This is a genomic window from Roseateles sp. (assembly GCF_044373315.1).
Classification (GTDB): Bacteria; Pseudomonadota; Gammaproteobacteria; order Burkholderiales; family Burkholderiaceae_C; genus JACDQM01.
This window is the reverse complement of record NZ_JBILQK010000052.1, coordinates 13059-28011: the sequence shown is the minus strand read 5'-3', so window position 1 is coordinate 28011 and position 14953 is coordinate 13059. Positions and strand designations below refer to the sequence as shown.

Below are 14953 nucleotides of genomic sequence, written 5' to 3'. Positions count from 1 at the left end.
AGCTGCGGCCGAGACGACCGCCTCCTCTATGAACTGCGTCAGCGACTCGCCTTCGCGCAAGACGGCCTCGACTTCGGCCCTAACCTCGGGCTCGACGCGGATCGGAGGAAAGGTGGCGGAGCGCATGGGTGGAATGTATAGCAAACGTGCTACATCCGCGATCGAGGCCGCCGCGACGCCCTGAAGCGGGCAGTCGCTGATGATCGTTCCTGGCCGTCACCAGCCAATCGACTCCCCGACATCAACGCCGCCCCCCTAAGGAATGTGCTCCACCCCCTCCGGAACCACCACCCAGCCATGCATCCGCTCCTCGTAGACCGATACGCTCGGCGCCGGGAAGCTCGGATCAGCGAAGGCGCCGATGGGGATGGCGAGGTAGTCATCGTCCAAGCCCTCAGGCTCGTAGTAGACCGTCGCGCCGCAGTGGGGGCAGAAGTGGAAGCGAATGCGGGAGCCTTCATCACCGATGCGCACATATTCGGACGAGCCGCCTGATATCACCACGTTCTCACGGCGGAAGCGGGCCTGCTGGCCGAAGGGGCTGCCGGTTCTGCGCTGGCAGGCCAGGCAGTGGCAGATGGAAACACGCACCGGGTCACCGACAACCTGAGCTGTGAGCTGACCGCAACTGCAGGAGGCAAGGCGCTGAGACATAGAGGTTTGCGGCGCTGGTGGCGATCGATGGCCCGACGATAGCGGAACATCTCTCTATTGCCGCCGTTTCCGCCGCCCGCCGGTCAGACGGCCGCCACGGCCTCCATGAATCTGATGACGCTAGGGACCCTCACTCGCAAGCTCCTTGACGTACTCCTCATCATCCACCGCCACGCCGCCAACGCAGTCATTGCCCGGCAGGATGCGCGTGAACGCAAAGCCTGCCTTCTGCAACACCCGCGCCGAGGCCCCGTTGCCCACCGTCACGGTGGCCACCAAGCGCTGCACGCCGCGCTGCGCCAGCGCCTGGGTAGCGGCCCGCGCGGCTTCGCTGGCGTAGCCCTGGCCCCAGTGCGGGCTGAAGAGGTAGTAGCCGAAGTTGCTGGCTTCCAGGCCCGGGGTGATTTCGGCATCGACGCGTCCGAGGTACTGACCATCGGCCTTGCGGCGCAGCGCCCAGGCCGGCCAGGCAAAACCTTGACAGGGCGAGATGCGGCCGCTCTGCTCGATGCGCCGCCAATGGGTGCGCAAGGCCTCAAGGCTTTTGGGCCGATCCATCGAGATCCAGCGGTACAGCGCCTCGTCGCTTTGCAGCGGCCCGAAGAAGGCCGAAGCATGTTGCTCGCTCATGGGTTCGAGCAGCAGCCGGGGCGTCTCGATGGCTTGGGCCAGGCGCTGGGCCAGCGCGGGCGGCATCGTTGTCGTGATCGTCATCGGGTCGACAGCGCCTGCAGATCACGCCGCAGTCAGGCCGGCGAACCGGTTTGGGCTGTTTCAGAAGCTGGGGCCGCCGCCGGAGCCAGCGGCTCGATGCGCACCGACAGGCCGTAAAGCGCCAGCAGGCCCATCACATGGCCGATGGCCACGCCGGGCTCGCCGGCTTCGATGCGGCCGATGGTCTGCACATGCACGCCCAGGCGAGCAGCAGCAGCAGCCTGACCTTCGCCGGCCTGCTGCCGGGAGGCCTTGGCGGCAGCGCCGAGCTGCTGGATGGTCTGGAGGGCGTCGCCGCCGATGTCTGCCGAGATTCGCTTGCCTTGTGCCATGGCGGCATTGTCGCCTTGCGGCTGCAGGCTCAGGCCGGAACGGCGACACTAGCAAACCCTTGTTCCCTCAGCCCAAACCGACCGCTCCCCCGCCTTGGAAACCACTGCCTCTGCCCCCGCACCGCTGCTTGCCACCCTGTCCAACGGCCTGCGCCTCGTTGCCATCCCCATGCCCTGGCGCGCCACCATTTCCCTGAGCGTGTTCGTGCGTACCGGCAGCCTGCATGAGCACCTCGCGCGGCTGAACGGCATCAGCCATGTGGTGGAGCACATGGCCTTCAAGGGCACGGCCACGCGCGATTGCCAGCGCATCAATCTGGAAGCCGAAGCCCTGGGCGCCGAGGTGAACGCGCATACCGACAAGGACCACACCGCCTTCCACATCGAAGGCCTGCCCGCCGACCTGCCGGCCTTTGTGACGCTGCTGGCCGACATCGTGCTGAACCCCAGTTTTCCGCAAGAAGAGCTGGCGCGCGAGCTGCGTGTGATCGAGCAGGAATACGCCGAGTACGAAGACGACCCCGGTGCGCTGGCTTTTCGCTTGTTCGATGCCGCCTGCTATGGCGCGCGCCACCCTGCCGGGCGGCCCATCATCGGCACGCGCGCCAATATCCGGCGCTTCAAGCGCGAAGACCTCTTGGCATATGTGCAGCGCCAGTACACGGCGCGCAATGTGGTGATCGCGGCAGCCGGGCCGGTGGACGAGACGATGTTTGCCGCGCTGCTGCGCCAGCTGGAGCAGGACACCGGCTTCGGCGCCATGCCCGCCGGTGCACCCAATGCGGTGGACCTGCCGAGCTGGCAAGGCGGGCTGAAGGCGCGCCGCCTGGCCGGCAGCGGGCAGACCCAGCTGGTGCTGGGCTTTCCGGCGCCGGCACTGGCTGCGGGCGAGGCCGCCACGATGCCGCATGTGCTGGCCGCCGCGATGCTGGGCGAGGGCATGAGCTCACCGCTGCTGGACGAGATCCGCGAGCGCCGCGGCCTGGCCTATCAGGCTGGTTGCGCGGCTGACATCTGGCCGCATGGCGGGCAATTCGTGATCGATGCCGCCACCGCGCCCGAGCAGGCGGTGGAGCTGCTGGATGCCGTGCATGCACTGCTGCAGCGCCATGCTGAGGGTGGCGTTGAGGCTGACCGCGTGGCTCTGGAACGCGCGCGGCGCCAGCTGGCGGTGCGCGCGCTGCGCGGGCTGGAACAGCCGGCCCGGCGGCTGGAGGCGGCGGCGCAAGACCTGTTCACGTTCGACCGCCTGCGCGACACGCAGGACTGGTTGGCGCAGCTGCAGGCGGTGAAACCAGCCCAGGTGCAATCAGCCTTTGCCGCGATGCAGGGCGGCCAGCAGCGCGCCGCTGTGGCGCTGGCCGGCAGCGTGCCGGCCAAGGCGCGCGAGCGGGCGGCGGCGCTGTTCGGGCTGAGCGAAGCAGAAGAGCTCAGCGCATGACAACGGCAAGACCTGGCACCAGCGCTGTGCTGTTCGAGGCCCGCGATCTGCCCTGCCCGGGGCAGGACGCCCCACTGAGCTTCACGCTGCGCCCCGGCCTGACGCTGGTGCACGGCGGCGAGGGCCGCGGCAAGACAGCGCTGCTGGCGCTGATCGCAGAGAACGCCACGTTGAGCCTGTGGCACGAACAGCCGGCCGATGCCGCGCATGACCAGATGGTGGCGCGCGCATGGCTGGATGAGCGGCGCGGCGCAGCATCAGGACGCTGGACCGATGCGCTGCAGGCGGCGCTGATCGAGGCCTTCGCGCTGGCCGAGCATCTGGACAAGCCGCTGTTCATGCTGTCGGCCGGCAGCCGGCGAAAGCTGGGCCTGGTGGGCGCTGCGGCCAGCGGCGCACAGCTGACGCTGCTGGATGTGCCCTATGCGGCGCTGGATGGCCGCTCGGCCCGCGTGCTGAGTGAGCTGCTGCTGGACGCGGCTGAAGACGAGACTCGGGCCTGGGTGCTAGCAGACTATGCACTGCCCGCAGCGCTGGAGGATGCGCCGCTGGCCGGCGTGATCGAGCTAGGTGACTGACCCGCTGGCGGTCAGCCGTCGCGCAGCAGATTGGACAGCTCCACCGCCGACTTGACGTTCATCTTCTCGAACACGCGCGCGCGGTGCACTTCCACCGTGCGCACGCTGATGTTCAACTGGTCGGCGATCAGCTTGTTGGCCAGGCCCTGGATCACAAGGTTCATCACCTCGCGCTCGCGGTCGGTCAACTCTGCCATGCGCTGAGCGCGCTGGCCGAGCTGCTGGCGCGCTTCGATGGCGCGCTCGCTGATCTGCAGCGCCTGCTCGACACGGTCGACCAGCGCGTTGTCGGAGAACGGCTTCTCGACGAAATCAAAGGCGCCGCGCTTGACGGCCGAGACGGCAGTGGGCACATCGCCGTGGCCGGTCAGGAAGATCACCGGCAGCGAGTCGCCCAGGCCGCGCTCCTGCAGGCGCTCGAACAGGGCCAGGCCGCTCATGCCGGGCATGCGCACGTCCAGCAGCAGGCAGGCCGGCGCATCAGGCCAGTCGGCGCCGCGGCCGGGGCGCGCATCCAGCATGGCCTCGAAATCTTCGGCGCTGGCGAAGCCCTCGGACAAGAGGCGGCGCGAGCGCAGCAGCCAGGCCAGTGCATCACGCACGACCTCTTCGTCGTCGGCCAGATAGACCATGGGCAGCGGGTGGCGGTTCATCGGCTCTCCTCGGCGGCCATGCTATCGGACGGCAGCGTGAAGCGGAATTCAGTACCGGTGCCGCCCTGCGGGCCGGCTTCGCTGCGGCTCTCGAAATCCATCGCGCCGCCATGCTGTTCGATCACGGTGCGGCACAGGCTCAGGCCCAAGCCCATGCCTTCGCTTCGGGTGGTGAAGAAAGGGGTGAAAAGCTGCTTGGCCACGCCGGGCGCGATGCCCGGGCCGCGATCGATCACCGCGATGCTGACCCAGCGCGGCGAGGCCTGCGTGACGCGCAGCGTCAGCACACGCTCGGCCAGCGGCGTAGCGGGCTCCATGGCCTGGATGGCGTTGCGGCTGAGGTTCAGCAGCACCTGCTCGACCATGGTGCGGTCGCAGCGCACGCGCGGCGCCGGCTGGGGCAGCTCCACATCGATGCGCGCGCCGCTCTTGCGCGCCTGCAGGCGAACCAGGGGCAGAACGGCATCGAACAGCTGGTCGATGCCGATCACCTCGCGCGCCTGATCGCGCCGGCGCACGAAGTCGTGCACGCTCTTGATCACGCGGCCGGCGCGCTCGGCCTGCTCGGCGATGCGGGTCAGGGCCTGGCGCACCATGGCCGGGGTCTGCGGATCGTTGGCCTCGCGCGTGACCAGGTTCAACGAGGCAGTGGCGTAGCTGGCGATGGCCGACAGCGGCTGGTTCAGCTCATGGCTCAGCAAGGAGGCCATCTCGCCCACTGTAGCCAGGCGGGCGGTGGCCTGCAGGCGGTCCTGCTGCTGGCGCGAGAGTTCCTCGACGCGGCGCTGCGCCGAGACATCCAGCACCGCGCTCATCCAGCCGGTCTGTTCGCCCTGGGCATTCTTCAGCGGCGCTTCGAAGATCAGCACCGGGAAGCGCTCGCCGTTGCGGCGCATGAACACCGTCTCGAAGCCCTGGCGCTGCTCGGGCGCCAGGTCGCGGCGCTGGCGGCGCTCAGCATGGCGGCGCTGGTATTCGGCAACGAACTCGGGCGGCCAATAGGGCGGGATGGGCTGCGCCAGCAGCTCGTCGGGCGTGAAGCCGACGATGGTGCAGAAGGCCGGGTTCACGTAGGTGATGTTGCCGTCCATGTCGCGCGCGCGCAGGCCGGTGATCAGCGAGTTCTCCATCGCCTGCCGGAAGGCCAGCGCCTCGGCCAGCGCGGCTTCGGCATGGGCGCGCCGGCGCACATCGCGCGCCAGCAGCAGCACCACGGCGAACAGCGCCAGCGACAAACCCATCACCAGGGCAGTCGCCAGGTTGGGAATCAGCTGGGGTTGACCGGCCGCGCTGTTACCGCGCAGTTGCAGCGTCAGGCCCGGCAGGTCGACCAGGCGCTCAGCCACGTAGAAGCCGGCACCGCGTGTGAGGCCGGTGCGGGCCAGCCGGGTGCCATCGCCTTCGACGAAAGACAGCTCGTGGCCGCGCGCCAGCTCGGCCGGCACCGCGTCTTCAAGCAGCTGGCGCAATCCAATGGTGGCAACGATGAAGGACTCGACCTCGCCAGCGCGCAGGCGTGGCATGCACAGATCCACCACCTCCAGACCTTCGCCGCCAGCCAGCGGCACGAAGTAGCTGCGCGAGTAGAGCTGCGCGCCCTGGCGCAGCGCCGCCACGCAGGCCAGCTCTGTTTCCAGCTGCATCTGCTCGCGGCTGATCTGGCTGAACAGCGGCGGCGCATAGGGTGAGTCTTCGGCCGCGACCACATGGCGGCTGGCATCGCGATACTCGATGCGTAACAGGCTGCGAGCGCGCCGCAGCAGCTCCGAGGCATCGGCATGCCAGCGCGGCGCCTGGGCCGACTCCCACAGCAGGGACTGCAGGCCTTGCAGTTCGCGCCCACCCAGCTGCTTGGCACGGGCCGCGACTTCGGTGACGGCCTGCTCAACCTGTTCCTGCGCGCGAGCGGCCTCGTAGCTGAGCGTCAGGCCGACCAGCAGCGATTGCGCCACCAGCAGCAAGCTGACCAGCGCGCCCCACAGCAGCGGCCGCCGCCAGCGGCGCCAATGCAGCTGAGAGGCGGCGGGGGTGAAGCCTTTGGCGGGGTCGAGCTTGTTGTTGTCCATCATGGTGTCAGTGCGCGCAGTATCGGGGGCTGGCAAGCTGTCGTGATGCGCAGTTACGCGTACCGCCGCACCCGCGTGGATGACGCAAACTGCAGCCCAGCAAGGCGATGGCCCTGACAGCTGTCTGCCAGTTCCGCACTCCTACAATCGCCCGTCCCTAGCGGCCAGGATCGAGACCACGACATGCCAACGTCCGAACAAAAACGCGCCCAGCTGCGTCAAGCTGCGCTGGAATACCACGAGTTCCCGACGCCGGGGAAGATCGCTGTCACACCGACCAAGCAACTGGTCAACCAACGCGATCTGGCGCTGGCCTATTCGCCCGGCGTGGCCGCGGCCTGTGAAGAGATCGTGGCCGATCCGGCCAATGCCTACCGCTACACCTCGCGCGGCAATCTGGTGGCCGTGGTCACCAACGGCACGGCGGTGCTGGGCCTGGGTGATATTGGCCCGCTGGCCTCCAAGCCGGTCATGGAAGGCAAGGGCGTGCTGTTCAAGAAGTTCGCAGGCATCGACGTCTTCGACCTGGAAATCCAGGAGAACGACCTCGACAAGCTGGTCGACGTGATCGCCGCGCTGGAGCCTACCTTTGGCGGTATCAACCTCGAAGACATCAAAGCGCCGGATTGCTTCTATGTCGAGCGCAAGCTGCGCGAGCGCATGAAGATTCCGGTCTTCCACGACGACCAGCACGGCACCGCCATCGTGGTGGGTGCGGCCTTCCTGAACGGCCTCAAGGTGCTGGGCAAGGACATCAAGAGCGTCAAGCTGGTGACCTCGGGCGCCGGTGCGGCCGCCCTGGCCTGCCTGGGCTTGCTGGTCAAGCTCGGTCTGCCCAAGGAAAACATCTGGGTGACCGACCTGGCCGGCCTGGTGTACGAGGGCCGCGTGGAACTGATGGACCCGGACAAAGCCGGCTTCGCGCAAAAGACCGACAAGCGCAGCCTCAGCGACGCCATCGAAGGCGCGGACATTTTCCTGGGCCTGTCGGCCGGCGGTGTGCTCAAGCCTGCCATGGTCGCCAAGATGGCAGCGCGGCCCATGATCTTCGCCCTGGCCAATCCGACGCCCGAGATCCTGCCCGAGGAAGTGAAGGCGGTGCGTGACGACGCCATCATGGCCACCGGCCGCACCGACTACCCGAACCAGGTCAACAACGTCCTGTGCTTCCCCTACATCTTCCGCGGCGCCCTGGACTGCGGCGCTGTCACCATCAATGACGAGATGGAAATCGCCGCGGTGCGCGCGATTGCCGAACTGGCCCAGGCCGAGCAGAGCGAAGTTGTGGCGGCAGCCTATGCCGGCGCCAATCTGAGCTTTGGCCCGGAATACCTGATCCCCAAGCCCTTCGACCCGCGCCTGATGATGAAGATTGCGCCGGCGGTGGCGCTGGCGGCTCAAGCCTCGGGTGTGGCCTCGCGCCCCATCGCTGACATGGACGCGTACCGGGAGAAGCTGCAGAGCTTTGTCTACGCCTCGGGCACGACCATGAAGCCCATCTTCAATGTGGCCAAGCGGGCGGCGAACAAACGCGTGGCCTATGCCGAAGGCGAAGAAGAACGCATCTTGCGCGCCGTGCAAGTGGTGGTGGACGAGGGTCTGGCCCGCCCCACCCTGATCGGCCGCCCGGCCGTGATTGCCGAACGTTGCGAGCGTTTCGGCCTGCGCCTGCAAGAAGGCCGCGATTACGACGTCGTCAACGTCGAGAATGACCACCGCTACCGCGACTTCTGGCAGACCTACCACCAGATGACCGAGCGCAAGGGCGTGACGGTGCAGGTGGCCAAGATCGAAATGCGCCGCCGCCTGACCCTGATCGGCGCCATGCTGCTGCACAAAGGCGAGGTCGACGGCATGCTCTGCGGCACTTGGGGCACCACCGCCAACCACCTGCACTACATCGATCAGGTGATCGGCAAGCACGAAGGCGGCTGCCCGCGCACCCCACAGGACGTGCCCGTCTATGCCTGCATGAACGGTCTGATGCTGCCGGGCCGCCAGGTGTTTCTGGTCGACACCCACGTCAACTACGACCCCACGCCCGAGCAACTGGCCGAGATCACCGTGATGGCCGCCGAGGAGATGGTGCGATTCGGCATTCAGCCCAAGGTGGCCTTGCTTTCGCATTCCAACTTCGGCACCAGCGACCACCCCAGCGCGCTGAAGATGCGCCAGACCCTGGCCCTGCTGCGCGAGCAAGCGCCCTGGCTGGAGGTGGATGGCGAAATGCACGGTGATGTGGCGCTCGATCCAGCCAGCCGCGCGGTGGCCATGCCGCGCTGCACGCTCAGCGGCGAGGCCAATCTGCTGGTGCTGCCCAATATCGACGCCGCCAACATCAGCTACAACCTGCTCAAGACCGCGGCCGGCGGCGGCATCGCGATCGGCCCGGTGCTGCTGGGCGCCGCCAAGCCAGTGCATGTACTGACGCCTTCGGCCACGGTTCGCCGCATCGTCAACATGACCGCGCTCACCGTGGCTGACGCGAACGCCGCGCGCTACTGAAAGCCCGACCGCCATCCCACGCGAGTGACCTCACTCGTCGTGGGATTCGGTATTCACACCGCACCAAAACAGTGCCTGAACCTGCCTGAAGCCAAGACATTTACAAAAGTTTGTAGAGGCTTACCGACCGGAAATGATGGCCCCTGAGCCATACGTAGCAACGTCATAAACGACTGTGTGCGCACACTAACTAGTCAGTTTTCAAGCCCTCTCTTGCAAGAGGCCGCTTGAGATTTCCGGTCTCATTCGGTACCATCTTGCTTTCATAGTTCAGGGTAAACCCGTGTTTTTGCTCGATCGGTCACCCAAGTGGCCATCCTTGCGTCGCCTCGGTTCTGCAGTCTTGTTGATTGCAGCATTGGGGTCCGGCGCTTCGGTGGAAGCCAAGGAATCGGTGACGGTACAGGACACGGTGGCCTTGGCAGCACTGCCGCGCGAAGCCCAGACCACGCACAGCCTGATCCTTTCCGGGGGACCTTTCCCCTACGACAAGGACGGCAGCGTTTTCCGCAACCGCGAACGTCTGCTGCCAATCAAGGCCAGGGGCTATTACCGCGAATACACCGTCAAGACGCCCCGCGCTTCCAACCGCGGCGCGAGGCGACTGGTCTGCGGCGGGATACCTCCGACCCAACCTGAGGCTTGTTTTTTCACCGACGATCATTACGCGAGCTTCAAGCGCGTCGTGCAGTGAGTCGGCGGCCAAGAGTTCTAGAGACTATATAGGAGGATCGCGACCATGCTTTTGCAGAACGTCCGTCCCAATATCGTGCAGGCCATCCGGGCCTACCGCGTTGAGGACCTGATGCAGGCAGCCCAGGAGGCAGGGCATCATTTCCTGTACGCCAATCTGAGCTCGGCACAGTCGAAGCAGGATGTACTGGAAGACATTGCCCAGTCCTTCCTCTTCCCTGCTCACTTTGGCAAGAACCTGGATGCGCTGCATGACTGCATGACCGACCTGGTGCACAAGTCGGGCGCTCAGCCGGGCTTCGTGGTGGTGCTGGAGCAGTTGCCTGACAACCTGCGCTTTGACCGCGAGGCGCGCGAGCAGTTGCTTGATGTGTTCCGCGATGCGGCTGACTACTGGGCTGATCGCAAAGTCCAGTTCAGGTGCTTCTATTCTTTTCAGTAGCCCGCTCCCAAGAAAACGGGTCATGGGAGCGGGCTGCTGAGGTGGCCCCGGTTGCTGAGAAGCCAGCTGCGAAGAGCAGCAGCAAGGCAGCAGCGAATGCAAACTTCGGCATGAACATGCCGATGATGAGCAGCGCCTTCGATACCTCGATGTGGCTCAACGCCGCCTGACGAGTTAGCGACAGCACTGCGCAAGTCAAAGGAGGCCCAGAGGGGCCTCCTTTTCGTTTCAGGACTGAGCTTGACGCAGTAGCTACAGCGCCTGCGCCAGCGCGACGTACTCGGACACCGGCACCTCCTCGGCACGCCGCTGCAGGTCGAAATGGCCGCTGAAGCCGCGCGCCTCCAGCCACTTGCCGAGGCTGTGGCGCAGCAGCTTGCGACGCTGCGAAAAAGCCGAGGCCACCATCTCGCCCAGCAGGGCTGCATCCAAGGCCGGTGGCTCCGCGAACGGCTGCATGCGCACCACGGCCGAATCGACGCGCGGCGGTGGATCGAAGGCCTCGGGCGGCACATCCAGCACCGACTCGACCTGATAGCGCCACTGCAGCATCACCGACAGGCGGCCGTAGTCCTTGTTGCCCGGCGCGGCCGCCATGCGGTCGACCACTTCCTTTTGCAGCATGAAGTGCTGGTCGACCACGTGATCGACGAAGCCCAGCAGGTGGAACAGGATGGGCGTGGAGATGTTGTAGGGCAGATTGCCGACCACCCGCAGCTTCTGGCCGCGCTCGGCCGCCAGAACGGCGAAGTCGACCTTCAGCACATCAGACTCGATGACCGTCAGCCCCTTGCGCTGGCGCAGTCGGGCGGCCAGGTCGCGGTCGAGCTCGATCACGGTCAGCTGCGGAATGCGTTCCAGCAGCGGCAGCGTCATCGCGCCCAGGCCCGGCCCGATCTCGACCACCAGCTCGCCCTCGTGCGGATCGATGGCATCGATGATGGCGCCGATGATGGCGCCGTCAGTCAGGAAATGTTGGCCAAAGCGCTTGCGGGCGCGGTGTGCGGCAGGAGCAGCAGACATCAGACGCTCACGGCGCTTCGCGCAACTCGACAAAAGCGCGCGCGCGCAACTCCTTGACCCACTCCTGATAGGCCTCTTCGTACTTGCCTTCACGCAGCGCGTTGCGGGCCTGCTCGCGCAACTGCTTGGGATCAACATCGACCTCGCGGCGCTCCAGCACCTGGATCAGGTGCACACCGAAGCGCGAGACCACCGGGCCGGACATGCCGTTGATCGGCAGGGCATTCATGGCTTCCTCGAACTCTGGCACGAAGCCGCCTGGCGAGGTCCAGCCCAGCTCACCGCCATCGGGCGCGCTGCCGTCCTCGGAGTTCTCCTTGGCCAGGGCCTCGAAGCTGGCGCGGCCGCTTTCGATGGAACGCTTGAACTCGGCCAGGCGGCGCGCTGCCACTTCAGCACTCAGCTGGGCCGAGGGACGCAGCAGGATGTGCCGTGCGCGGGTCTGCGAGGCTTTGCCGGCCGCAGCCGGGCTGATGCGCTGCACCAGCTTTATGACGTGGAAGCCGGCACCGGTGCGCAGCAGCTGCTGCGACACCTCGCCATCCTTGAGCGGACGGACGACGTTGACGAACTCGTCAGGCAGACGATCCGCCTGGCGCAGGCCGATCATGCCTCCCGCCGCCTTGTTGCCGTCTTCAGAAATCTCCCGAGCCACCTTGGCAAAGTCTTCACCCGCCTTGATGCGGGCCAGTGCCGCTTCAGCGCGTGCCCGGCGCTCAGCCAGCACGGACTCGCTCGCGCCCTCAGGCACGCTGACCAGCACCTGCGCAATGTTCAGCTGCGGGTTGTCGCTGATCTTGGCGCGCTGAGCCTCAAGGTACTTGTCGATCTCGCCGTCGGTCACCCGGATGCGGCCCTGCACTTCGCGCTCGCGCACGCGCTCCGACATGATCTGGTCGCGCAGGTTCTCGCGGAAGCGTCGGTAGTCCATGCCCTCGGCTTTCAAGCGCTCCATCAGCTCATCCATCGTCAGACGGTTTTGCTGCGCCACATTGCCGACCACACGGTCCAGCTCGGCATCGTCAACACGCGTGCCGAACTCGCGCGCATGGGTCACCAGCACACGCTCCTCGATCAGCGACTCCAGCGCCTGCTTGCGCAAGGCACCCATGTCCAGCACATCGCCCCGGCGGCGCACCTCCTCGCGCAGGCGCTCGATGCGCTGCTGCACTTCACTCGCAGCGACCACATCCTGATTAACGACAGCGGCGATATGGTCCACCGGACGCGCCGTCGAGGCTGCGCGTTGGGCCTCGGCCGGCGGAGCAGACAAGGCGGCGGCAAGCGCGGCGCTCAAGACCAGGGAACGGAAAGGCAGATCAGTCATAGGAGGCATTCAGAAGATTCGATCGTTCCGAGTTCAGCGGACGGTAGCCGGGGATATTGTCCCTCAGGACCTTGAGCGCATTCGAGCCCAGCCGGGACAGCCCGACCAACTCCAGTTGCAGCAGCAGCCGGGTGTTGGCTTCACTGCGACCGGTCGACTGCCGCTCGGCGCCGACACGGACGATCCAGCAGCCGGCGTCATATTCCAGGCCCAGCACCGAATCGGTAAAACGCTTGTCGCGCAGGCTGTACTGCAAGCGGCCAGCGCTGTACCAGGCACCCTTGCAGCTGCCGCCCGAGGCGCTGGCACTGGCACGGGGTGCATCTGCTGCACCCACACCATACAGCGGCCACTGCCAGGCCAGTTCCAGCTGCTCGCTCTGGCCACGCGCCAAGCGGTAGGCCGTGCTGACGGTGCGCAGCGGGCCCGGCGAGAAACGCGCACGCAGCACGGAACGCGTCGCCTTATTGGTCTCGGCGTTGTACTGCAGCGAGCCCTCCAGCCACCACTGGCGCGACAGATGGGCTGCGCCCAGCAGCAGCAGGTCCGATGCGCGCTGCGTCAGCGGCTGGCCGTCCGGCGTGATGCGCTGGTCGCTGAACAGCAGGCGCTGCACCAGACCTAGACGCAACAGCTCTTCGCCCTGATTGGCATCGAGCCAGCGTGAGGTCGCACCCACCGCCAATTGGTGCGCGTCGGAGACCCGGTCCACGCCCGAGAACTGGTTCTCTGCATAGATCGAGTCGAAATTGAAATCCTTGGGTGCCGCGTCAAAGTTGGGCAGCGCCGATTGATCGCGATAGGCCGTGTTCACATACAGCAGCCGCGGCTCCAGGGTCTGCAGCAAGGCACGGCCGCCCAGACTGCTCTCTCGCTCAAACACCCAGCCATGATCCAGACTGAAGCCCGGCACGCTGCGCGAGGCCGAGCGGCGGCCATCAGCCAGCGGCCGGTCGAGCGAATAGCTGGCTGCGTTCAAGTTCAGCTTGGGAATCAACCACCAGGCCGCACCGCCCATCGGCAAGCTCAGATGGCCCAGCAGGTGCACGCGCGAGCCGGTCTGCGTCTGCGACGCCAGCGCCTCGCTCGGCAGGTCGAAACGGTTGTATTCCAGCTCCAGGCTGCCTTCCAGACGGCTGCGACGTCCCCAGGGCAGGTAGCCGGCCAGCACGCCCTCATCACCCTGGCTGCTCAGCTGCAACCCCAGCTGAGGCGAGCGCTGGTAGGGGGAGAGCAACCGGCTGGCGGGATCGAGCCCCTGCAGCAACTGCCAATGCTGGACGCGGGCATAGAGCTTGGCTTCGCCCCAGCTGAGCTCCCTGCGCCGCTCCAGCTGGAACTGCCCGGCCAGCAGACGCGGCGTGGCGCTGTCGATGCGCTTGGGCAGATCCTTCCAGTAATCGTCGTCCGAGACCCGCTCGGCACCCAACCGGTAGTCCCAACCACGCCCCAGCTCACCGCGGTTCTGCAGATTCAAGGCCCAGCGGCTGCGGCCGGCCACACGGTCGTGGGGCAGCAAGGCCAGATTGATTTCACCGCGGTGCGCCGGCTCCAGATAGCGGAACTCGCTGTCCAGGCCCGCGCCGCGCCGCGTCATCATGAAGGGAGTCAGCGTCGCATCGCGCTGCGGCGCCAGGTTCCAGTAATAGGGCAGGCCAAACTCGAATCCGCTGCGACTGTCCAGGCTGATGTTGGGCGGCAGCCAGCCTGACTTGCGCTGCCCGCCCAGTGGGAAACTCAGTGCCGGCGCCGCCAGGATCGGCACGCCCTGAAAACGCAGCACCGCGCCTTGGGCCAGGCCCTCGCCTGACTCGAAATCCATGTTCAGCCGGGTGGCACTGAGCTGCCAGGCCGGCTCGGCCGCTTCCCCTTCGGGAGCCGGGCAGCTGCTGTAGGTCGCCACCTCGGCCCGCATCTTCTTGCCGCCCAGAAACTTGAGGCTGTTGGCCTTGCCTCCAGCCGCCGTCTGAGAGAAGAAATAGCTGGGCTGCAGGAACTCGCCCTCGAAGCGCTGCACGAACAGGCTCAGGCTGGGCCCGCGAACCCGGTTGCCGTCGCGGCTGATCTCGACATTGCCCTCGGCCTGCACCGCGTCACTGCTCATGTCGTAGCTAAAGCGCTCGGCGCGCAGCAGCAACTCGCCATAGCGCAACTCCGCTTCGCCCTCGGCCAAGGCCTGCTGGTCAAGCTGGCCCTGGATGCGCCGCGCTTGCAGCACCAGCGCCGGCTTCGCCACGGGCCCGTCAGCCGATGGCGGCGCGAGCTGGCGCGTGGGCTTCAGGTTCAGGGCCGGCGCAGTCGACTGCCCAAGCGCGGGCGCACAAAAGCCCAGCGCCAGCAGCAGCGGGCTCAGACGGAACTTCGCAGGGAGTGAGGATGGGGAGTGCGGCAGTTGCACGGCGTCGACGGGCGTCTTCTTCGGACGGTCGCCGGCTCCATGCCGACGGTTTGTAGAATTCATTATCCATGAGGCCCCGCACTGCGCGAGGCGCAGTCCACCGTAGCGCGTGTCCCGGCGCCTGACC

Annotated in this window: 14 protein-coding genes; 5 read left to right on the top strand and 9 right to left on the bottom strand. The window is 66.6% G+C overall.

Annotation, left to right across the window (positions count from 1 at the left end; genetic code table 11):
• The 4 genes from ACIQ67_RS12840 to ACIQ67_RS12825 all read right to left on the bottom strand — a co-directional run.
• Positions 1–126 (bottom strand): YlcI/YnfO family protein (locus ACIQ67_RS12840; RefSeq protein ID WP_397534764.1); only part of this gene is annotated, 126 nt, incomplete at its 3' end.
• A 129-nt stretch (positions 127–255) separates the two neighbouring features.
• Positions 256–591, bottom strand: a complete 336-nt coding sequence (locus tag ACIQ67_RS12835; RefSeq protein ID WP_397534763.1) for a GFA family protein — start codon at positions 589–591, stop codon at positions 256–258.
• Positions 592–774: 183 nt separating this feature from the next.
• A complete protein-coding gene (locus tag ACIQ67_RS12830) occupies positions 775–1368 on the bottom strand; it encodes a GNAT family N-acetyltransferase (protein WP_397534762.1) in 594 nt (197 codons plus the stop codon).
• 32 nt (positions 1369–1400) lie between these two features.
• The gene (locus tag ACIQ67_RS12825) at positions 1401–1700 is read right to left on the bottom strand and encodes a helix-turn-helix domain-containing protein (protein ID WP_397534761.1); all 300 of its coding nucleotides are present in this window, start codon (positions 1698–1700) and stop codon (positions 1401–1403) included.
• A gap of 94 nt (positions 1701–1794) precedes the next feature.
• On the opposite strand from ACIQ67_RS12825, the gene ACIQ67_RS12820 reads away from it, so the two are divergent.
• Positions 1795–3141, top strand: a complete 1347-nt coding sequence (locus ACIQ67_RS12820) for a M16 family metallopeptidase (protein ID WP_397534760.1) — start codon at positions 1795–1797, stop codon at positions 3139–3141.
• On the top strand, positions 3138–3719 hold the full coding sequence (locus ACIQ67_RS12815) for a hypothetical protein (protein ID WP_397534759.1): 582 nt from the start codon (positions 3138–3140) through the stop codon (positions 3717–3719). The genes ACIQ67_RS12820 and ACIQ67_RS12815 overlap by 4 nt, the downstream gene beginning before the upstream one ends.
• An 11-nt stretch (positions 3720–3730) precedes the next feature.
• On the opposite strand, the gene ACIQ67_RS12810 is transcribed toward ACIQ67_RS12815, so the two are convergent.
• Together ACIQ67_RS12810 and ACIQ67_RS12805 are read right to left on the bottom strand one after the other, a co-directional pair.
• Positions 3731–4372, bottom strand: coding sequence for a response regulator transcription factor (locus ACIQ67_RS12810; RefSeq protein WP_397534758.1), 642 nt, complete (start codon positions 4370–4372; stop codon positions 3731–3733).
• Positions 4369–6441 carry an ATP-binding protein gene (locus ACIQ67_RS12805; protein WP_397534757.1) on the bottom strand — a complete coding sequence of 691 codons (2073 nt, stop codon included), beginning with the start codon at positions 6439–6441 and terminating at the stop codon, positions 4369–4371. Before ACIQ67_RS12805 ends, ACIQ67_RS12810 begins: the two co-directional genes overlap by 4 nt.
• 180 nt (positions 6442–6621) lie before the next feature.
• Here ACIQ67_RS12805 and ACIQ67_RS12800 point away from each other — a divergent pair, with 180 nt between their 5' ends.
• The 3 genes from ACIQ67_RS12800 (at position 6622) to ACIQ67_RS12790 (ending at position 10078) form a co-directional block, all read left to right on the top strand.
• On the top strand, positions 6622–8943 hold the full coding sequence (locus ACIQ67_RS12800; RefSeq protein WP_397534756.1) for an NADP-dependent malic enzyme: 2322 nt from the start codon (positions 6622–6624) through the stop codon (positions 8941–8943).
• Between the two features lie 319 nt (positions 8944–9262).
• Complete coding sequence (locus tag ACIQ67_RS12795; RefSeq protein ID WP_397534755.1) at positions 9263–9637, top strand: ribonuclease domain-containing protein; 375 nt, start codon at positions 9263–9265, stop codon at positions 9635–9637.
• Between the two features lie 45 nt (positions 9638–9682).
• Positions 9683–10078: a barstar family protein gene (locus tag ACIQ67_RS12790; protein ID WP_397534754.1), complete on the top strand. Its 396-nt coding sequence runs from the start codon at positions 9683–9685 to the stop codon at positions 10076–10078.
• 252 nt (positions 10079–10330) lie between these two features.
• Here the strand turns inward: ACIQ67_RS12790 and rsmA are convergent, their stop codons facing one another.
• From rsmA to ACIQ67_RS12775, 3 genes are read right to left on the bottom strand one after another with little or no spacing between them, the layout of a single operon-like run.
• Complete coding sequence (gene rsmA / locus ACIQ67_RS12785; RefSeq protein WP_397534753.1) at positions 10331–11101, bottom strand: 16S rRNA (adenine(1518)-N(6)/adenine(1519)-N(6))-dimethyltransferase RsmA; 771 nt, start codon at positions 11099–11101, stop codon at positions 10331–10333.
• A gap of 7 nt (positions 11102–11108) precedes the next feature.
• Entirely contained in the window at positions 11109–12428 is a 1320-nt protein-coding gene (locus ACIQ67_RS12780; protein ID WP_397534752.1) for a peptidylprolyl isomerase, read from the bottom strand.
• Positions 12421–14889, bottom strand: a complete 2469-nt coding sequence (locus ACIQ67_RS12775) for an LPS-assembly protein LptD (RefSeq protein WP_397534751.1) — start codon at positions 14887–14889, stop codon at positions 12421–12423. The genes ACIQ67_RS12780 and ACIQ67_RS12775 overlap by 8 nt, the downstream gene beginning before the upstream one ends.
• Positions 14890–14953: the final 64 nt, after the last annotated feature.

Coding starts and splice junctions, on each gene's coding strand:
- ACIQ67_RS12830 (WP_397534762.1), bottom strand. CDS start 1,368: ATGACGATCACGACAACGATGCCGCCCGCGCTGGCCCAGCGCCTGGCC.
- ACIQ67_RS12825 (WP_397534761.1), bottom strand. CDS start 1,700: ATGGCACAAGGCAAGCGAATCTCGGCAGACATCGGCGGCGACGCCCTC.
- ACIQ67_RS12815 (WP_397534759.1), top strand. CDS start 3,138: ATGACAACGGCAAGACCTGGCACCAGCGCTGTGCTGTTCGAGGCCCGC.
- ACIQ67_RS12810 (WP_397534758.1), bottom strand. CDS start 4,372: ATGAACCGCCACCCGCTGCCCATGGTCTATCTGGCCGACGACGAAGAG.
- ACIQ67_RS12805 (WP_397534757.1), bottom strand. CDS start 6,441: ATGATGGACAACAACAAGCTCGACCCCGCCAAAGGCTTCACCCCCGCC.
- ACIQ67_RS12800 (WP_397534756.1), top strand. CDS start 6,622: ATGCCAACGTCCGAACAAAAACGCGCCCAGCTGCGTCAAGCTGCGCTG.
- ACIQ67_RS12790 (WP_397534754.1), top strand. CDS start 9,683: ATGCTTTTGCAGAACGTCCGTCCCAATATCGTGCAGGCCATCCGGGCC.
- rsmA (WP_397534753.1), bottom strand. CDS start 11,101: ATGTCTGCTGCTCCTGCCGCACACCGCGCCCGCAAGCGCTTTGGCCAA.
- ACIQ67_RS12780 (WP_397534752.1), bottom strand. CDS start 12,428: ATGACTGATCTGCCTTTCCGTTCCCTGGTCTTGAGCGCCGCGCTTGCC.
- ACIQ67_RS12775 (WP_397534751.1), bottom strand. CDS start 14,889: ATGAATTCTACAAACCGTCGGCATGGAGCCGGCGACCGTCCGAAGAAG.